20 protein-coding genes are annotated in these 18,235 nt (G+C 72.8%); 10 read left to right on the top strand and 10 right to left on the bottom strand.

Going from position 1 to position 18,235, the window contains the following annotated elements:
* Window positions 1-326: 326 nt before the first annotated feature.
* From ACZ5Y0_RS24220 to ACZ5Y0_RS24210, 3 genes are all read right to left on the bottom strand, one after another.
* Window positions 327-572: a hypothetical protein gene (locus tag ACZ5Y0_RS24220; protein WP_469130770.1), complete on the bottom strand. Its 246-nt coding sequence runs from the start codon at window positions 570-572 to the stop codon at window positions 327-329.
* Between the two features lie 529 nt (window positions 573-1,101).
* On the bottom strand, window positions 1,102-1,992 hold the full coding sequence (locus tag ACZ5Y0_RS24215) for a 2-hydroxy-3-oxopropionate reductase (protein WP_469130769.1): 891 nt from the start codon (window positions 1,990-1,992) through the stop codon (window positions 1,102-1,104).
* 30 nt (window positions 1,993-2,022) lie between these two features.
* Window positions 2,023-2,862, bottom strand: a complete 840-nt coding sequence (locus tag ACZ5Y0_RS24210) for a TIM barrel protein (protein ID WP_469130768.1) — start codon at window positions 2,860-2,862, stop codon at window positions 2,023-2,025.
* Window positions 2,863-3,144: 282 nt separating this feature from the next.
* Here ACZ5Y0_RS24210 and ACZ5Y0_RS24205 point away from each other — a divergent pair, with 282 nt between their 5' ends.
* The 6 genes from ACZ5Y0_RS24205 (at window position 3,145) to ACZ5Y0_RS24180 (ending at window position 7,357) form a co-directional block, all read left to right on the top strand.
* Window positions 3,145-3,393, top strand: a complete 249-nt coding sequence (locus ACZ5Y0_RS24205; RefSeq protein WP_469130767.1) for a YkoF family thiamine-binding protein — start codon at window positions 3,145-3,147, stop codon at window positions 3,391-3,393.
* Window positions 3,390-3,758 carry a helix-turn-helix domain-containing protein gene (locus ACZ5Y0_RS24200; protein ID WP_469130766.1) on the top strand — a complete coding sequence of 123 codons (369 nt, stop codon included), beginning with the start codon at window positions 3,390-3,392 and terminating at the stop codon, window positions 3,756-3,758. The genes ACZ5Y0_RS24205 and ACZ5Y0_RS24200 overlap by 4 nt, the downstream gene beginning before the upstream one ends.
* Window positions 3,759-3,963: 205 nt before the next feature.
* Window positions 3,964-4,473, top strand: coding sequence for a 2-oxo-4-hydroxy-4-carboxy-5-ureidoimidazoline decarboxylase (uraD, locus tag ACZ5Y0_RS24195; protein WP_469130765.1), 510 nt, complete (start codon window positions 3,964-3,966; stop codon window positions 4,471-4,473).
* Window positions 4,474-4,499: 26 nt separating this feature from the next.
* On the top strand, window positions 4,500-4,922 hold the full coding sequence (uraH, locus tag ACZ5Y0_RS24190) for a hydroxyisourate hydrolase (RefSeq protein ID WP_469130764.1): 423 nt from the start codon (window positions 4,500-4,502) through the stop codon (window positions 4,920-4,922).
* Window positions 4,923-4,926: 4 nt separating this feature from the next.
* Window positions 4,927-5,820 carry a factor-independent urate hydroxylase gene (pucL, locus tag ACZ5Y0_RS24185; protein ID WP_469130763.1) on the top strand — a complete coding sequence of 298 codons (894 nt, stop codon included), beginning with the start codon at window positions 4,927-4,929 and terminating at the stop codon, window positions 5,818-5,820.
* 157 nt (window positions 5,821-5,977) lie between these two features.
* Window positions 5,978-7,357 carry an 8-oxoguanine deaminase gene (locus tag ACZ5Y0_RS24180; RefSeq protein WP_469130762.1) on the top strand — a complete coding sequence of 460 codons (1,380 nt, stop codon included), beginning with the start codon at window positions 5,978-5,980 and terminating at the stop codon, window positions 7,355-7,357.
* A 285-nt stretch (window positions 7,358-7,642) separates the two neighbouring features.
* On the opposite strand, the gene ACZ5Y0_RS24175 is transcribed toward ACZ5Y0_RS24180, so the two are convergent.
* From ACZ5Y0_RS24175 to ACZ5Y0_RS24160, 4 genes are all read right to left on the bottom strand, one after another.
* On the bottom strand, window positions 7,643-8,065 hold the full coding sequence (locus ACZ5Y0_RS24175) for an acyl-CoA thioesterase (RefSeq protein ID WP_469130761.1): 423 nt from the start codon (window positions 8,063-8,065) through the stop codon (window positions 7,643-7,645).
* Window positions 8,066-8,125: 60 nt separating this feature from the next.
* Entirely contained in the window at window positions 8,126-8,773 is a 648-nt protein-coding gene (locus ACZ5Y0_RS24170; protein ID WP_469130760.1) for a hypothetical protein, read from the bottom strand.
* 99 nt (window positions 8,774-8,872) lie between these two features.
* A complete protein-coding gene (locus ACZ5Y0_RS24165; RefSeq protein WP_469130759.1) occupies window positions 8,873-9,472 on the bottom strand; it encodes a histidine phosphatase family protein in 600 nt (199 codons plus the stop codon).
* Window positions 9,473-9,650: 178 nt separating this feature from the next.
* The gene (locus tag ACZ5Y0_RS24160) at window positions 9,651-10,859 is read right to left on the bottom strand and encodes a pyridoxal phosphate-dependent aminotransferase (RefSeq protein WP_469130758.1); all 1,209 of its coding nucleotides are present in this window, start codon (window positions 10,857-10,859) and stop codon (window positions 9,651-9,653) included.
* 81 nt (window positions 10,860-10,940) lie between these two features.
* On the opposite strand from ACZ5Y0_RS24160, the gene ACZ5Y0_RS24155 reads away from it, so the two are divergent.
* Window positions 10,941-11,567 carry a winged helix-turn-helix transcriptional regulator gene (locus tag ACZ5Y0_RS24155; RefSeq protein WP_469130757.1) on the top strand — a complete coding sequence of 209 codons (627 nt, stop codon included), beginning with the start codon at window positions 10,941-10,943 and terminating at the stop codon, window positions 11,565-11,567.
* A gap of 43 nt (window positions 11,568-11,610) precedes the next feature.
* Here the strand turns inward: ACZ5Y0_RS24155 and ACZ5Y0_RS24150 are convergent, their stop codons facing one another.
* Genes ACZ5Y0_RS24150 through ACZ5Y0_RS24140 form a run of 3 tightly spaced genes read right to left on the bottom strand, consistent with a single transcriptional unit; the run spans window position 11,611 to window position 15,249 of the window.
* A complete protein-coding gene (locus ACZ5Y0_RS24150) occupies window positions 11,611-12,417 on the bottom strand; it encodes a hypothetical protein (RefSeq protein ID WP_469130756.1) in 807 nt (268 codons plus the stop codon).
* On the bottom strand, window positions 12,417-13,679 hold the full coding sequence (locus tag ACZ5Y0_RS24145) for a VWA domain-containing protein (protein ID WP_469130755.1): 1,263 nt from the start codon (window positions 13,677-13,679) through the stop codon (window positions 12,417-12,419). Before ACZ5Y0_RS24145 ends, ACZ5Y0_RS24150 begins: the two co-directional genes overlap by 1 nt.
* 43 nt (window positions 13,680-13,722) lie before the next feature.
* A complete protein-coding gene (locus tag ACZ5Y0_RS24140; RefSeq protein WP_469130754.1) occupies window positions 13,723-15,249 on the bottom strand; it encodes an IucA/IucC family protein in 1,527 nt (508 codons plus the stop codon).
* A 126-nt stretch (window positions 15,250-15,375) separates the two neighbouring features.
* On the opposite strand from ACZ5Y0_RS24140, the gene ACZ5Y0_RS24135 reads away from it, so the two are divergent.
* The 3 genes from ACZ5Y0_RS24135 to ACZ5Y0_RS24125 are packed head-to-tail and all read left to right on the top strand — an operon-like array spanning window position 15,376 to window position 18,229.
* A complete protein-coding gene (locus tag ACZ5Y0_RS24135; RefSeq protein ID WP_469130864.1) occupies window positions 15,376-16,992 on the top strand; it encodes an IucA/IucC family protein in 1,617 nt (538 codons plus the stop codon).
* A 20-nt stretch (window positions 16,993-17,012) separates the two neighbouring features.
* The gene (locus tag ACZ5Y0_RS24130; protein WP_469130753.1) at window positions 17,013-17,927 is read left to right on the top strand and encodes a HipA family kinase; all 915 of its coding nucleotides are present in this window, start codon (window positions 17,013-17,015) and stop codon (window positions 17,925-17,927) included.
* On the top strand, window positions 17,924-18,229 hold the full coding sequence (locus tag ACZ5Y0_RS24125) for an Rdx family protein (protein WP_469130752.1): 306 nt from the start codon (window positions 17,924-17,926) through the stop codon (window positions 18,227-18,229). The genes ACZ5Y0_RS24130 and ACZ5Y0_RS24125 overlap by 4 nt, the downstream gene beginning before the upstream one ends.
* The last annotated feature ends 6 nt before the right edge of the window (window positions 18,230-18,235 follow it).

Genomic DNA, 18,235 nt, shown 5'->3' with positions numbered 1-18,235 from the left:
CACGCCGGCGCCCCGCAGGAGCGGGGCGCCCACGGCCACCGCGACGGCGGCGCGGGGTCCGCCCCCCGCGGCAGCGTGCCGTCGTGCGGCCGGAGCCGGATCGATGTGCTTGTGCTCGTGGCGACCCCGGAGGCGGGTCCCGCCGTCCCCGTGCCGACGGGACCCCCCGGGCGGGTCCCGCTTCCCCCGTGCCGACGGGACCCCCCGGGCGGGACCCGCTTCCCCCGTGCCGGCGGGTCCCGCGTGACAACAATGTGCCCGACCCCGGCTCGGGTTGAAGCCGTTGAACCATGTTCAGAGGTTGATTTGAGGTTGGCGTACCCGGCCTACGCCTCGTGCTGTCCGTGGTGCTCCGACAGCCCGGGCCAGTCGTCGGGGCCGCCACCCTGCCATTCGACGAGATCGCTCTCCTCCACCTCGACGCGGTCGAGGTCGGCGAGGCGGAGGATCTCGACGACGTCGTCGAGGTGCGTGGCGATGCCCAGGGTGGCGTCGCCCGAGGTGACGCGACGGGAGCCGTCCAGGGCCGGTGGGTGGACCACGATGTGCGGGTACTGCGTCGGATTGCCCATGCCCTCAGATTCCTTCGGGCGCGGCCCTTCCGCACGCCGGGGGCGGGCAGGGCGGCGCCGGTTCCGTCCGTCCCCGGCCCCGATGACCGCACAAGGCGGCGCGCTCCCCCTGGACCGGTTCACGGCCTCGACGGGGAGCGCGAGGAGGACGGGCAGGGCGTTCGGGGACGGGGACCGCGGCGGATGCGGCGGAGCCGGGGCGTCCTCCCTCAGGTCGAGAGGAGCGCCACGTTCCTTCACCACCGCACTGGCGCGCACGCCGCCGCGGTCCCCGCCCCACCCGCTCCGCACCGCGGTGACCCTCATCCGGATCGCCGGTGCGGACGTTCGCGCCCTGGAGCATGACGCGTCGTCAGCTCTGGGGCGCGGGCTCGCGGCCGGTCCTCGCGCAGGAGGCGGGCCGACTCCTCCACGCGCCCGCCTGCTCGCGGCCGGCGGCGTGGAAGAGGCTGGTTTCCGGGCGGCGCCGTCGCCTGGGCGCGACAGGACAGATGTCGGCGGCCGCGCCGCCCGGAGGTCCGGGGAGGGGTTACGGCTGGGCGCCGGAAAGCCGTTCCACGGCCCGCAGCAGCGCCGAGTGGTCCAGGTCGCCGTCGCCCTGCGCGCGCAGGCTCGCGACGAGCTGAGCGACCACGGCGCCGACCGGCAGGGCCGCGCCGACGGCGCGGGCGGCGTCCGTGACGATCCCCATGTCCTTGTGGTGCAGGTCGATGCGGAAGCCCGGCTTGAAGTCGCGGTGGAGGAAGTTGTCCCTCTTGCGTGTGAGCACGGTCGACCCTGCCAGCCCGCCGTCGAGCACGTCCAGCGCCGCCTTCAGATCCACGCCCGACTTCTCCAGGAAGACCACGGCCTCCGCGCACGCCTGGATGTTCACGGCGACGATCAGCTGGTTCGCCGCCTTCACCGTCTGGCCCGAGCCGTGCGGTCCGCACAGCACGATCGTCCTGCCGAGCGCCTCGAAGATCGGCTCGGCCCGGTCGAAGTCGGCCTGTTCGCCGCCGACCATGATGGACAGCACCGCCTCGACGGCCCCGGCCTCACCGCCGGACACCGGCGCGTCCAGGACGCGGACGCCCTTGCCCTTCGCCGCCCTCGCCAGGTCGACCGAGGTCTGCGGGGTGATGGAGGACATGTCGATCAGCAGGGTGCCGGGCCGCGCGTTCTCCAGGACGCCGTCGGGGCCGTACGCGACGGCCTCGACCTGGGGGGAGGCCGGGACCATCGTGATCACGACGTCGGCGTCGCGGACGGCCTCGGCGATCGAGCCGGCCGGGCGTCCGCCGGCGGCGGTCAGCCGGTCCAGCTTCTCCTGCTCCAGCGTGTGACCGGTGACCTCGTAACCCGCCTTGATCAGGTTCTCGGACATGGGGGAGCCCATGATGCCGAGGCCGATCCAGGCGATCCTGGGGAGATTGCTCATGGTGGGGTGCCTCTCGGTACGGGGGAACGTTCAGCGGGCGGCACGGGACTCGCGGGGCAGCCAGTCGAAGGCTTCCGCGCTCGGACGGTCGCCCGGCTTGTACTCCAGGCCCACCCGGCCCGCGTAACCGGCCTTGCCGAGCCGCTCCAGCAGGTCCTCCAGGGGCAGCGAGCCGGTGCCCGGCGCGCCGCGGCCCGGGTTGTCGGCGATCTGCACATGGCCGGTCCTGGAGGTGTACCGCTCGATCACCGACGGGAGGTCCTCGCCGTTCATCGACAGGTGGTAGAGGTCCATCAGGAACCGGGCGTTTCCGAGACCGGTCGCCGCGTTGACCTTGTCGACCACGCCGACGGCGGCCGGGGCCGACACCAGCGGGTACCGCGGCGACTCGGGCTCGTTAAGCGCCTCGACCAGCAGGATCGCGCCGATCCGGTCGGCGGCCCGCGCGGCGAGCGTCAGGTTCTCCAACGCCAGCGCGTCCTGTTCGGCCGGGTCCACGCCGTCCACACGGTTGCCGTAGAGCGCGTTGAGAGCCGTACAGCCTAGGGACTGCGCGAAGTCCGCGGCCACGTGGATGTTGGCGCGGAACCTCTCCGACTCCTCGCCCGGGACCGACAGGGCGCCGCGGTCGGGGCCGGGCAGTTGTCCGGCGTAGAGGTTCAGGCCCGTGAGCCGGACACCCGCGTCGTCGATCGCGGCTCCGAGCGCGTCGAGTTCGGACTGTTCGGGGGTGGGGGAGTCGACCCAGGGCCACCACAGCTCGACCGCGGTGAAGCCGGCCGCGGCGGCGGCCGCGGGGCGCCGCAGGAGCGGGAACTCCGTGAAGAGGATCGACAGGTTGACGGTGAAGCGCTGCTCCGCGAATCCCATGGGGTCCGGCGCTCCCTTCCGTGGGCGGCTTCTCTGATATTTCCACATTACGGAAAATACTTTCTGTCTGTTGGAAGATTGCCGTCGGGGGTCGCGGCTTGTCAAGGGGTCGGCGGGGGCTGAACCCCGGCGCCCCCTGGCCGACCCGCCGGTCGGTTAAGGTCGGGGTCCGAGAGCCGCGGCGACGATCCGTTCGTGGGCGGCGGGTCTGCCTGGACCGCCCTCCTCCGTGCAGGTCGACAGGAACGCGCAGGTCAGGCAGGTCAGAGAGGTTTGGGCGCGATGCGACTGAGGGTTGAGTTCACCACCGAGCCCTTCGATCTCGACGAGGCACCCGCGCACGCGCTGGTCGCCCGCGAGGTCGTCGAGGCCGCCGACCTGGACGCCGTGGACGTGGGCCCCTTCGGCAACACCGTGGAGGGCGGCGCCGACTCCGTGCTGGGCGCGGTCGACGCCCTGCTCCGCAAGACCCTGGAGGCCGGCGCCACCCGGATCTCCCTCCAGGTCAACGTCCTCGGGGAGGACGAATGACCGGGTCCGGGCAGGAGTCCTTCATCGCCGCAGTGAAACCGCTGGTCGACGCCATGGGCGGGGAGTTGGTCCCACCGGACGAGGCCGGACCCGACGATGTCGTGCTGTCCTGGGAGGGTGCCGACGCCGTCGCCGTCCGGCTGCCGCAGCTCGCCGACTCCCTCGACCACATCCTGGCCGCGATGGAGCGCAAGAAGGGCCGGCCCCTCGCCGATCTCGACCGCAAGGCCAAGCAGGAGGTCGTACGGATACTGGAGACGCGCGGCGCGTTCTCCGTGCGGCACGGCGTGGAGACCGTGGCGAGCGCTCTCGGCGTGAGCCGTTTCACCGTCTACAACTACCTCAACCGTGAGAAGGAGGGCTGAGTCGGTCGGGCAGCGCACGCCCGGGGCCGGTCGGGCGGGCCTCGTGCGGCAGTGCGCTCACGCCTGCGGGCGTCGGCGGCCCCGCGGGGGGCGCCGGGGCTGATCCCCCGAATTTTCAACAAAGTGTTGACGAGTTGTCGCGGGTAGGCGTTAGCTAGCCGCAGTCCGTTCAGCACGAAGGCCGTTCACGGCCACGGAGGCTCCCGTGACGTCGACCACTCCGCCCCCGGGGCTGGCCCGGTTCAACGACCTGGACGAGTCCGCGGCCCTCGCCGCGCTCCACCAGGCCTGCGCCTCCGCCACCTGGGTGAAGCACCTGCTGGCGGCCCGCCCGTACACCACCGCCGACGCTCTGTACGCCGCCAGCGACGCCGCCATGGCCGGGCTGACCGCCGCGGACCTGGACGAGGCGCTGGCCGGGCACCCGCCCATCGGCCGCCCGAGGCCCGGCGACCCCGCCTCCGCCCGCGAGCAGCGCGGCATGGCAGGCGCCTCAGAGGAACTCAAGACGCAGATGCTCGACCTGAACCTGGCCTACCAGGAGAAGTTCGGACACGTCTTCCTGATCTGCGCCACCGGCCGCACCGGCGAGCAGATGCGCGACGCCGTGCGGGAACGGCTCGGCAACGCGCCGGAACGGGAACGGGAGGTCGTCCGCGCCGAACTGGGCAGGATCAACCGCATCCGTCTGGCACGACTCGTCGAAGACGACTGAGACGACCGAAGAGGACGCCCGAGACCATGAGCGCGAACGCCAACGCCAACACCGGCACCACCGCCTCCGTGTCCACGCACGTCCTGGACACCAGCGTCGGCCGCCCCGCGGAGGGCGTCGCCGTCCACCTCTCGGCCCGTTCGGGCCGGGACGCGGACTGGCACTCGCTCGGCGGTTCCGTGACCGACGCGGACGGCCGGTGCAAGGACCTCCCGGCCCCGCCGGAGGAAACCACCCACGTACGGCTCGACTTCGAGGTGCAGCCGTACCTCGAGGGAACCACGAGGAAACAAGCCGATGCGCAGCAGGACGCCCCCGCGAGTCGGGACAGCGGACCGGGCGTGTTCTTCCCCGAGGTGGCGATCACGTTCGCCGTCGTACCGGGCGAGCACTACCACGTGCCGCTGCTGCTCAACCCGTTCGGCTACTCCGTTTACCGAGGGAGCTAGCTAGATGCCCACCATCCTGGGACAGAACCAGTACGGCAAGGCCGAGAACAGAGTCGTCAAGATCACGCGGGACGGCGCAACCCACCACGTCAAGGATCTCAACGTGTCGGTGTCACTGAGCGGCGACATGGACGAGGTCCACTACTCCGGCTCGAACGCCAACGTCCTGCCGACCGACACCACCAAGAACACGGTGTTCGCGTTCGCCAAGGAGCACGGCATCGAGTCCGCCGAGCAGTTCGGCATCCACCTCGCCCGCCACTTCGTCACCTCGCAGGAGCCCATCCACCGGGCCCGCATCCGTGTCGAGGAGTACGCCTGGGAGCGGATCGAGACTCCCGGCAGCAAGCACTCCTTCGTCCGCCGGGGCCAGGAGACGCGCCTGACCCAGACCACTTTCGACGGTTCTTCCTGGGAGGTCGTCTCGGGGCTGAAGGACCTGGTCGTCATGAACTCCACCGACTCCGAGTTCTGGGGATACGTCAAGGACAAGTACACGACGCTCCCCGAGGCCTACGACCGCATCCTCGCCACCCAGGTGTCCGCCCGTTGGCGGTTCAACTGGACCGACGACGCGCGGGAGGCGCCGAACTGGGAGGAGTCCTACGAGCAGACGAAGAAGCACATGCTCCAGGCCTTCGCCGAGACGTACTCCCTCTCGCTCCAGCAGACGTTGTACCAGATGGGGTCGCGGATCATCGACCACCGCGACGAGATCGACGAGGTCCGCTTCTCCCTCCCGAACAAGCACCACTTCCTCGTGGACCTGGAGCCGTTCGGGCTGAAGAACGATCACGAGGTGTACTTCGCCGCCGACCGGCCCTACGGCCTGATCGAGGGGACCGTCCTGCGGGACGGCTGTGAGGCCCGCATCCCGGTGGACCTCAGCAACCTCTGACTCCGACGTATCCGTCCCACCGCGGCACCCGTGGCCGGGACAGGGGACGGACAGGGAGAAGGCCACCGCGCCCCTGTCGCGTTCCCGCCCCCGGTCACGGCACTCGAAGCCCCGGGGTCCTGCCGTGCCCCCTCCCTCTCAGCGCAAAGGACGAACCATGGCAGCAGACCGGCGCATCGTCATCGAGAACGGTGCGATCGCGACCGTCGACGGCCACGACACGGAGCATGCGAGCGGGTACGTCGTCATCGCCGGCAACCGCATCGAGGCGGTCGGCGCGGGACCGGCCCCGCAAGGTCTGGAGAACGTCGCCCGCCGCATCGACGCCACCGGTCACCTGGTCACTCCCGGTCTGGTCAACACCCATCACCACTTCTACCAGTGGATCACCCGCGGTCTGGCCACGGACCACAACCTGTTCGACTGGCTGGTCGCGCTCTACCCCACCTGGGCCCGCATCGACGAGCCGATGGTCCGCGCAGCCGCACAGGGCTCCCTCGCGATGATGGCCCGCGGCGGCGTCACCACCGCCATGGACCACCACTACGTCTTCCCGCACGGCTCCGGCGACCTGTCCGGCGCGATCATCGGCGCCGCTCGGGACATGGGAGTGCGCTTCACCCTCGCCCGCGGTTCCATGGACCGCAGCGAGAAGGACGGCGGCCTGCCACCGGACTTCGCCGTCGAGACGCTGGAAGGCGCCCTCGCCGCCACCGAGGAGACCGTACGGCGGCACCACGACGCCTCCTTCGACGCGATGACCCAGGTCGCCGTCGCCCCCTGCTCACCCTTCTCCGTCTCCACCGAACTGCTGCGTCAGGGTGCCGAGACGGCCCGCCGGCTCGGCGTGCGGCTGCACACGCACGGCTCGGAGACGGTCGAGGAGGAGGAGTTCTGCCACGAGCAGTTCGGCAGGGGCCCGACCGACTACTTCGAGTCCACGGGCTGGCTCGGCGAGGACGTGTGGATGGCGCACTGCGTCCACATGAACGACTCCGACATCGACGCCTTCGCCCGCACGAAGACCGGTGTCGCCCACTGCCCGTCCTCCAACGCCCGGCTCGCGGCGGGGACAGCCCGGGTGCCCGACATGCTCGCGGCCGGCGTCCCGGTCGGGCTCGGCGTCGACGGCACGGCGTCCAACGAGTCCGGCGAACTCCACACCGAGTTGCGCAACGCCCTCCTGATCAACCGCCTCGGCGCCCACCGCGAGTCCGCCCTGAACGCCCGCCAGGCGCTGCGCCTCGGCACCTTCGGCGGCGCCCAGGTCCTCGGCCGGGCGAGCCAGATCGGCTCGCTGGAGCCGGGCAAGCTCGCCGACCTGGTGCTGTGGCGGATGGACACCCTCGCCCACGCCTCCATCGCCGACCCGGTGACGGCGCTGGTCCTCGGCGCGGCGGCCCCGGTCACCGCCTCCTTCGTGGACGGCCGTCAGATCGTCGAGGACGGCCGGCTCCTCACCGCGGACGAGGACGCGATCGCCCGCGCCACGCGCGAAGAGGCCCGGCGCCTGGCGCGGATCGCCGCCCAGGGCTGACCGGACCCGTCGAGACTCCGACCGGGAGGGACGGCTCCCGGCCGGTGGCCCTGGACCCCGCGAGGGTCCACGGCGGCCGTGGCCGGGGCGCGTGCGCACGCGCGCGCCCCGGAACGGTCGAGGCCGTCCCGCCACCGATCCCGAACGACCGCGCACGAGACCCTGCTGCCGCTGACCGGCCGGCCCGAGCGCGAAAGGGTCCGCATCGCCGCGTCCCGCGCGGTCTGCGACTCCGGGCGCGAACCGGAGCCGGCCTGAGCCCGGGGGCACGGCCGCGCCCCCCGGTCAGAGCCCGAACAGGCCCGGGTCCGTCGCCAGTTCCTTGAAGTGGTCCTGGGGATTGGCGACCATCCGCCGTGCCGCCAGGTCCAGCAGGCCGCCGACGGCGGAGAGTTCGGCCGCGACCGTGCCGTCCGTCTTGCGGATGACCTGCTCGATGCGGAACGTCTTGCCGCCGCCCCACTCGAAGGCACACGTCACGTCGACCTCGTCGCCGGCGAGCAGTTCGCGCCTGTAGCGGATGGTCGTCTCCAGGGCGACCGGTCCGATGCCCCGGCCGATCAGTCCGGCCTGGGTGATGCCAGCGGCCTGGAGCAGTGACCAGCGCGCGTGCTCCGCGTAGTTGATGTACACGCTCTGGTTGAGATGGCCCTGCACGTCGGTCTCGTATCCGCGCACGGTGACCCGCACGGAAAACGGCTCGCTCACGGCTACCCCTTATCGTCGACTGGCACGGTCGATGCCCTGTCCACCGATCTTGGCACGCCCTCACACACGGCGTGGAGAAGCCAGCAGATAGCGCGTTCTGCTCCGGGGGTCGGTGTGCTCGCTCGTCTGCCAGCCCGCCTCCTCCAGCGTCGCCGAGCAGGCTCGCAGTGTCCCGTCGTCCGGCCCGCGCACGGCGACGGCGTCCGGCTGCGGGCTGGCGCGCACCCGGTAACCCTCGGCGTCCGGCCCGGCGGGCCGGTCTCCGGCCGCCTCCAGGGCGAGCGCGGCGGCCTGCACCAGATGCGTACGCTCCCACCCGCACGGCCGGTCCACCGCACCGTCCGCATTGGTCATCCGGCGCAGCTCCAGCAGCCCCTGCCAGGCGCTGTGCACCTCCCGCACCCGCGTCGGCCCGCCGGGCGGCGGCTCGTCCTCGCCGCCGACCCGCGCGGTGAAGACACCGGTCTCCGCACGCGGGGCACCGCCCACGGTGGCGGTGGCAGGCTCGGCCCCGGATTCGGGCTCCGCCTCCCGAATCCGGTGCCCGGCCGGCGTGAGGAAGTGGTCGTGCGGCGGTCGCGGGTGCCTGAAGGCGAGTCCGCGCTTGACCAGGGCGGCGAGCTGGGTCTGCGTACCCCGCAGGCGCCCGGTGACGGGGTCGGCGGCGTCGATCACACGCCGCTGGGCTGCGGTCGGCGGTCGTGTCACGGCGTGCTCCCTCCGGGCGACGGTACGGCTTCCCCACCGCTACGAAGGCTACGACCAGTCACTGACAGTGGGCCGACCGCTGACGCCCGCGCCCGCTCCTCAGGCCCCCGGCCGGATGTTCCAGCCCGCGATCACGGGCCGGCCGTGCTCCGTGCCCAGCCGGGACAGCGTCCCGGTCGCCAGCTGGAAGAGGGCCCCGGCCGAGGGCGGCAGGCCGAGCCTGCGGGCCGTGAGCACCCGCAGGAAGTGCCCGTGCGCCACCAGCACCACGCACCCCTCCGTGTTGGCGAGCGCCGCGTCCACCTTCGCCAGCACCCGGTCGGCTCGCTCCCCGACCTGCTCCGGCGTCTCCCCGGGATGCTCCGGGGGGCCCGGCGCCACACCGTCCGTGAACAGGAACCAGCCCGGCCGTTCCCGCTGGATCTCGACGGTCGTGATGCCCTCGTAGCCGCCGTAGTCCCACTCCATGAGGTCCGCGTCGGCGCGCACCTCGTGCAGCCCGATCAGCTCCGCCGTCTCCCGTGCCCGCTGGAGCGGACTGGAGAAGACGGCGCCGATCCGGTGCGACCGGATGAGCGGCACCAGCCGTCGCGCCTCCTCCCGGCCGTGCTCGGTGAGCGGGACGTCCGTCGAACCGGTGTGCCGACCAGAGCGCGACCACGCGGTCTCGCCGTGCCGGACCAGAAAAAGATCACCCATGCCGCAAGAATCGCACAGACGTGCACCGGCGCCCCGCAACACGGGGCGCCGGTCTGTCGTGCGTCGGTGATCGGCGCGTACGGGACGAACGCGTGCCACCGGAGCTCGGGCGACCCGCCGACCGATCCGGGAGGGCGGGGTGCGAGGTCGCACCCGGTGGGCGACCTCCGCGGGGTTCCTACTGCCGGTAGCCGCTGAGGAAACGCCCGATCCGGCCGATCGCCGCCTCCAGGTCCTCCGCGTGCGGGAGGGTGAGGATGCGGAAGTGGTCGGGGGCCGGCCAGTTGAAACCGGTGCCCTGGACGACCTGGATCTTCTCCCGCAGCAGCAGGTCCAGGACGAACTTCTCGTCGTCGTGGATCGGATGCACCTTGGGGTCGATGCGCGGGAACGCGTACAGCGCGCCCTTGGGCTTCACGCAGGAGACGCCGGGGATCTCGTTGAGCTTCTCCCAGGCGATGTCGCGCTGGTCGTGGAGCCTGCCTCCCGGTGCGGTCAGTTCGCGGATGGACTGGCGGCCGCCGAGCGCGGCCTGGATGGCGTACTGGGCGGGGGCGTTGGCGCACAGGCGCATGGAGGCCAGCATGGTGAGGCCCTCCAGGTAGTCCCGCGCGTGCTGCTTGGGGCCGGTCACCACGAGCCAGCCCGAGCGGAACCCGGCCACCCGGTACGTCTTGGACAGGCCGCAGAAGGTCAGGACGACGAGGTCGGGGGCGAGGGCGGCGGCCGAGTGGTGCACGGCGTCGTCGTAGAGGACCTGGTCGTAGATCTCGTCGGCGAAGACCATCAGGCCGTGTCGGCGGGCCAGGTCGAGGATGCCCTCGATGATCTCCTTCGGGTAGACCGCGCCGGTGGGGTTGTTGGGGTTGATGATGACGACCGCCTTGGTGCGGTCGGTGATCCTGGACGCCATGTCGGCCAGGTCCGGGTACCAGTCGGCCTGCTCGTCGCAGAGGTAGTGGACCGCCTTGCCGCCCGCGAGGGTGGTGACGGCCGTCCACAGGGGGAAGTCGGGGGCCGGGACGAGGATCTCGTCGCCGTCCTCGATCAGCGCCTGGACGGCCATGGAGACCAGTTCCGAGACGCCGTTGCCGAGCCACACGTCGTCGACGTCGACCTCCAGGCCCCGGTCCTGGTAGCGCTGGGCGACCGCCCGGCGGGCCGGGAGGATGCCGCGTGAGTCCGTGTAGCCGTGCGCCTGCGGGAGCATCCGGATCATGTCCTGGAGGATCTCCTCCGGCGCCTCGAAACCGAAGACCGCCGGATTGCCGGTGTTGAGGCGCAGCACGCTGTGCCCCGCCGCCTCCAGTGCGTTGGCGTGCTCGATCACCGGGCCGCGGATCTCGTAACAGACCTCACTGAGCTTGTTCGACTGCCGGAACTCCATGCGCCCCTCCGGTATCTGGTGTTGCTTGGTTTTACCAAGTTCGAGCTTGGAAAGTCCAACGACATGTCTAGACTGCGTCGCATGCCCCCTCGCCGAAGCTACGACCAGTACTGTTCCGCCGCCCGCGCCCTCGACGCCGTCGGCGACCGCTGGACCCTGCTGATCGTCCGCGAGCTGCTCGGCGGCCCGCGCCGCTACACCGACCTGCACGCCGACCTGCCGGGCGTCAGCACGGACGTACTCGCCTCCCGGCTGAGGGACATGGAACGCGACGGCCTGACCACCCGGCGCCGCCTGCCGCCGCCCGGTGCGGCCTACGTCTACGAACTCACCCGACGCGGCCGTGCGTTGCTGGCCGTGCTCCAGGCGCTCGGCGCGTGGGGGCAGGAGGAACTGGGGGAGCGCGGGCCCACCGACGCGATCCGCGCGCACTGGTTCGCCCTGCCCCTGCTGCGCGCCCTGGAGGGCGAGGGGCTCGTGGAAGTGCGGCTGGAGGAAGGTCGCTTCCACCTCTTCGCCGGTGCTGAGGAAGGACCCGTGTACGGCCACGGGGCGGCCCCCGGCGAACCCGACGCCCTGCTCGTCATGGACACCGGCACCTGCACGGCCGTGGCCCGGGGCGAGCTGAGTGTGGTCGACGCGGTGCGGGCCGGGCGCATCGAGGTGAGCGGCGAGGGCACTCTCGCCAAGGTGCTGCGGCAGGCGTGAGGAGCACGGAGGGCCCGCACGGAGCGGGCCCTCCCGGTCGGTGTCAGGCGCCCGGTGGCACCTGCCTCGGCCGTCCCGGCCCGCGGGTCAGGGCGTACCCGCCGATCCCGGCGAGCGCGGCCAGCACACCGCCGACGGCGGTCCACACCCAGCGGTCCGACCACCAGCCGGACGACCATCCGTCGTCCGGTTCGATGCTCGACAGCACGGCGGAGTCCGACGAGTCCTCGTCGTCCCCGGCCGCCGACTTCACGGCGATGCCCGGCACCAGGGGTTCGGCCAGCGAGCCGTCCACCGCCGCCGCGCCGCCGATGTCCTTGGAGTCCACCCGCAGTTCGGCGCCCACCGGCAGGCCGAGGTCGGCCGTCTTGAGGCCGACGACCGTCAGCCGGACGTAGTACGTGCCGGGCAGCGGGTCGTTGGCCCACGGTTCCGACCAGGCGCGGACCGTGCGCAGGACACAGGCCAGCTCCACCGACGCGGTGCCGGGGGCGACGGTACGGGTCTGCGCGCCGTACTGGCAGGACTGGCGGCGTCGAAGGCCGTCGTACACGTCGACCTGCCAGGTCTGGCCGGCGTGCTCCTCGGGCAGCTTCACCTTCGCCTTCACCGTGGGCCGCTGACCCGCGTCGGCCGGGAACGACCAGTACAGGTAGTCGCCCGCGGAGCCGCTCGCGGTGGCCGTCCGCCCCTGGTCGACCTCCGTCGCCGTACGGAACGACGTACCCGCCGTCGTGGGCGCCGAGCCGTCCTCCGACGGGCTCGCGGACGGGGTGGAGTCGGCGACGGCCGGTGCGGCCGCCAGGCCGAGCACCAGCAGGGTCGTGCTCAGTACACGGGTGATCCGCATCAGTTGGTCCTCCAGACCGCGACACGCCAGCGCGACAGCCAGCCCCACAGGACGCCCGCGAGGAAGCCGGCCAGCACCAGGGCGCCGAGCAGCCACCAGCCGCGGCCGAGACCGAACGAAGCGACGTCGCTCGCCTGCGACGGCCCGTCGACCACGTCCACGGTCAGCTCCAGAGGCATGCCCGGCGTGGTCTTCACACCGGCGGCGGCCGAGTAGGAGTTGGTCACCTGCACGCACACCGTCTCGGCGGGCGCGTCATCGTCGTCGCCCTCCGCCTTCGGGTAGCGCAGACCGGCCGAGATGACGTCGGTACGGCCGTTGCCGGCAGCCTCACCGCGCACGATCTCCCGACCGTGCACCGTGACCGCCCGCAGCAGCACCCCGTAGTCGGGGTTCATCGCCCGGTCCGCCGACACGCTCACCGAGGCCCGCAGCTCCTTGCCCGGGTCCAGGTCCACGCGGTACCAGCGCTCCTGACCGAACTCCTCGCGGTCCGTGTACAGGCCCGACTTCAGCGTCGGCGCCTTCGCGCAGGACTCCGCGCCCTGCGTGGCGACGGGCGTCACCACCGGGTCCGCCGCCCGGTCCACCAACTGGTTGACCCGGTCGGTGAGTTCCACGGTGTGCTCCACCGAGGTGTAGGTGCCACCCGTGGCCTCGGCGATGCAGCTGAGCTGCTGACGCATCTTCACGTTCGGCACCAGGCCGAGGGTGTCGATGGTCAGGCCGATGCCCTTGGCCGCTATCTCGCGGGCCACCTCGCACGGGTCGAGCGGGGCACAGGTGTCCTCACCGTCGCTGATCAGCACGATCCGCTTGGAGCCGGTGCCCCCGTCGAGGTCCTCGGCCGCCTTCAGCAGGGCCGGGCCGATCGGCGTCCAGCCCGTGGGCGTGAGGGTCGCCACCGCGGCCTTCGCCTCGGTGCGGTCCAGCGGGCCCACCGGGTAGAGCTGCGCGGTGTCCTTGCAGCCGGTCTTCTGGTCGTCGCCGGGGTAGTTGGCCCCGAGGGTGCGGATGCCGAGCCGGACCTCCTCGGGGGTCGCGTCCAGCACCTCGTTGAACGCCTGCTTGGCCGCGGCCATCCGCGACCCGCCGTCGATGTCCTTCGCCCGCATGGAACCGCTGACGTCGAGGACCAGGTCGACCTTGGGCGCATTGGCTGTGGTCTCGTCGGCGACCGCCCCGGCCGGGAACGCGAGCCCGGCCCCGAGCGCGGCGAGCAGGGCGCAGACGCCCGCCGCCAGCCGTTGTGTTCTGATCATCGGCGGATCCTATTGATCAGAGGTGTCCCGCTTCAAAACGGCCTCAGGAGTAGTCGCCCGTCAAGGGGTTGGGCAGCCGCGCCCACTGGTCGCCGGACACCCCCGGCGACAGCCGCATCAGTGTCAGCGCCTTCACCGGCACCGGTTCCTCGCGCAGGGCCCGCAGATCTGCCGTGGCCCCCGTCTCCGGCACGTGCTCCACGGCCGCCGCCAGCGCCCTGCCCAGCGCCTCCCCGCTGCCCGCGGTGGCCGCCAGCGCTCCGGCGACCAGCGAGCCGAACAGTTTGCGGCGCAGCGCCGTCACGTCGTCCGTCAGGATCCGGGCCGGCAACTCGGGCGACGCCAGGCCGTGCCGGGCCAGCCGCGCCGGGCTGACCCGGATATCGGCCAGGTCGCGGTAGACCAGCCGCACCGGCGCCCCCGAGGCCGACAGCACGACCAGCAGGTTCTGCCCGTGCGCCTCCAGCGCCACGCCCTGTTCCAGCAGCCGCAGCCCCACGGTGAGCGCCAGTCGGGTGAAGTCCGCCAACCAGGCGGGCGAGGAGGGCAGTCCGGTGGTGGCGAGGGCGGCCACCGGAACGACGGACTCGCCCGGCCCCGCGTACACGGCGGGCGCCTCCCGCAACACGGCCGCCAGGTCGGGTGAGTCGGCCGTGACCGCGCCGAGGGAGCGGGTCGTGTGCAGCAGGCCGTCCGTGCGTTCCGCCAGGCTCTCCGCGAACGCCGACAGGGCCGCGGAGGCGACGACCGAGCCCACCGAGATGTCCCGCACCGACGACGTCAGCCGGGCGCTGAGCGCCGTCTTCACATGTGGTCCGCCGGGCACCGCGAGCGTGCGCAGCGACATCAGGGGATGCGCCGCGAGCCCCTGCGCGCACGACCGCTTCAACACGTGAGCCGCCTGCCACGGGTGCACCGGGATCAGCAGCCGTCCCCCGTCCCGCAGCTCGGCGGGCCACCCGCCCGAGACGAGACACTCGTCGGCCGGGACCGGCAGCAGGCCCAGGCGCACCGGCGGCGGTCGGTGCTCGGGCCCGTACGCCAGCTGCTCGGACACCGAGAAACCGGGCCGTGAACGGCAGTTGGGGTGGTACGGGTGCCCGTCGACCACTCGCTGCTCCCACTCCCAGTCGTGCGCGGGCCACTCCTGCGCGCCGGAACCCCCGGGTTCCTGTCCGGCCCGAGACAGCGCCAACGACGCGGTGCTGTGCGCCAGTTCGTCGGCGAGGCCCTCACCGTGCGGCACGGCGAGATCGGCCATCAGCCGCGCGGGATCCTGGTACGCCGTGCCGTCCAGGTCGACCGCTGTCACATGGGCGGCCGTCGCGTACGGATCGGCGTGCGGGCCGTGCAGACGGCGGCCGTCGGCGAGGCGCAGCGTCAGACCGTCCCGGTCCGGCGCCCGGCGAGCGACCCACGGCAGCGGCTCGTGCGCGAGCGCCCGCCACAGCCGGGTCAGCACGGCCGCGCGGGCACCCGGAAGCTCGGCCGCGAACCGCGCGCCGAGCGCGGGACGCACGGCGGCGAGATCGGCGGCCAGCTCGGCCTCGGCGGTGGGGGGACGGTGCACGGGCGGGCTCCTCGGGTACGGGTCTGGTACAGGTCGGATACGGGTCGGGCACGAACCGGACGTCACGGACGGGTCGTGACGACAGGGATACTGATCGTCTCCGCCCGCAAGAACCGTAGGGAACCAGTGGAACGCGTGGACCTCATCCCCCCGCCCCCCGAGTCCGCGTCGTCGGCCGAGCCGGATCCGGCCACCGACGTCACCGGGCCGGGCGCGGTCGCCTCCGGGCCGGACGCCGGCGCCTCCGGGCCGGGCGCCGACGTCACCGGTTCAGGCGCCGTCGCCGTGCGGGCCGACGCCCTCGCGGCCGCGCCGCTGCTGAACTGCCTGCTGCGGGAGGTGGCCGCGCCGCGGTCCCGGTGCGGCGCACGAGAGGTGTACCGGCTGCCCTCCGGCCGCCTGCTCCGCGTGCGCGGCACCCGGCGGCCCGCCGAACCCGAGGTGCACGTGGACGGCGCGTGGCACCTCCTCGGCCACCGCGGCCTCGTCGACCTGGCCGCCGCGGAACTGCGCCACCACACCGGCGTCACCAACTGCGAACTGCCCGCCGAGATGCTCGACAGCCGGGACGCCGTCGCCGCGCTCCTCGCCGCACGCGCGCGTGCCACCCCGCCCGACGACCCCTGCCTGCGCTCCGAGCAGTCCCTCCTGACCGGCCACCCCCACCACCCCGCCCCCAAGACGCGCGGGGGCGGCCCGCCCGGCGGCTGGCTGCCGTACGCGCCCGAGGCGTACGCCCGCTTCCCGCTGGTGCTGCTGGGGCTGCGCGAGGACGCGGTGGTGGAGGACGGCGACACCGCCGCACTGGACGCCCTCGGTGAGGCCCCGCCCGGCTACCGGCTGCTGCCCGCCCACCCCTGGCAGCTCGACCTGGCCCGCGGCGCGCTCGCCGCCGCCTTCGCCGACGGCCGCCTGATCCGGCTCGGCAGCACGTCGTTCGACGTCTGGCCCACCGCCGCCGTGCGCACCCTGTACGCGCCCGAGCGGGACCTCTTCCTGAAGTTCAGCCTCGACGTGCGCATCACCAACGACATCCGCCGGCTGTGGCGTCACGACCTGCTCAGACTCCGCCGGACCGACGCGGCCGTCGCCAAGGCCTTCGAGGCGGGCGGCGGCCCCGCGGCCTGGCTGAGCGACCGCGGATACCGCACCGCGGGCTTCGCCTTCGAGGAACTCGCCGTCATGGTCCGTGACGGGCTCCGGGCGCATGTGGCGCCCGGCGCGACCCCGCTGCTCGCCGCGGGCCTCGTGGAGGGCTTCGAGGGCAGCCCGCTCGCCGCCACGGCCGAACCGGCGCGCTGGTGGCAGGCGTACCTGGCGGCGGTCGTCCCCCCGGCGCTGGCCGCCTTCTCCGACCACGGTGTCGTTCTGGAGGCCCACCTCCAGAACACGCTCGTCGCCGTCGACGCCACCGGACTGCCCGTACAGGCACTGTTCCGGGACGCCGAGGGCGTCAAGCTGCTGCCCGAGGTGGAGCGGGCCGCCGGCTGGGAGCGGCTCGTGTACTGCCTCGTCGTCAACCACCTCACCGAGGTCGCCGCCGCCCTGGCCGACCATCACCCCGGCTTCGACCCCTGGCCCGCCGCCCGCCGCGAGCTGGCCCGCCACGACCTCCCCGAGGTCCGCGCCCTCCTCGCGGCGCCCACCCTGCCCGGCAAGACCAACCTCCTGCTGCGTTGGACGGGCGCGGACGGCGCCGACGCCCGCTACCTGCCGCTGCCCAACCCGCTGGCCCGCGCGTGATCTGAACTACGCTGGCCGATGTGCTGCGCGACGTGACTGCTGTTCGATACGTGACCCCGCTGAGGTCCGGAGGCTCGGTGCCCGGAGTCGTCGAGGCCGACGACCTGGGCACCTACGTGGTGAAGTTCACAGGCTCCGCGCAGGGCCGCAAGGCGCTGGTCGCCGAGGTGATCGTGGGCGAACTGGCGCGGGCCCTGGGGCTGCGCTTCCCCGAGCTGGTGCTGGTCCACTTCGATCCGGCGATCGCCGACGGCGAGCCCCACCAGGAGGTGCGCGACCTGCATGCCGCCAGCGGGGGCGTCAACCTCGGCATGGACTACCTGCCGGGCGCGCGGGACTTCACCCCGGACGTCGCCGAGGCGTTCCCCGTGGACCCCTTGGAGGCCGGCCGGATCGTCTGGCTCGACGCCCTCACCGTCAACGTCGACCGGACCGTGCACAGCTCCAACCTGATGGTGTGGCCCACGCTCGGCATCGTGCCCCCGCGCCTGTGGCTGATCGACCACGGCGCCGCCCTCGTCTTCCACCACCGCTGGGACGGCTCCGACCCCGCGAAGCGGTACGACTTCCGCCACCACGCCCTCGGCCGCTACGCGCCCGACGTACGGGCCGCCGACGCCGAACTGGCTCCGAAGGTCACCGAGGAACTCCTGCGCCGGATCGTCGCCGAGGTCCCCGACGCCTGGCTCCTGGACGACCCCGCCTTCGCGACCGCCGACGAGGCCAGGACGGCGTACGTGAACCACCTTTACGCGCGCGTGCGGGCCAGTGCGGCCTGGCTGCCCACGGACTTCCCCACCCGTGACGAACTCGCGGCCGAGGAGGCCCAGCGGGCGGCCAGGAGCCGCCGGGGACGGCCGGACTGGCTCAAGCGGGTCCCCGACCTGCACGGCAAGCCGGCCGCGGAACAGGATTGGTCGGTACACCTGCGATGACGGACACACAGCCGGACGCACGGCCGGCCGGACAGCGAGTGGAGATCGAGTACTGCACCCAGTGCCGCTGGCTGCCCCGCGCCGCCTGGCTGGCGCAGGAGCTGCTCACCACGTTCGAGGCGGAGCTGACCGAACTGGCCCTCAAGCCGGGCACGGGCGGCGTCTTCGTGGTCCGGGTGAACGGCGATGTCGTCTGGGACCGCCGCGACCAGGGCTTCCCGGAGCCGACCGCCGTCAAGCGCCTCGTCCGCGACCGGGTGGCCCCGGGGAAGTCCCTGGGCCACTCGGACAAGGAGGGATGAGCCCTC

This window comes from Streptomyces sp. NPDC033216 (genome assembly GCF_055577115.1).
This window is presented reverse-complemented; position numbering and strand designations above follow the sequence as displayed.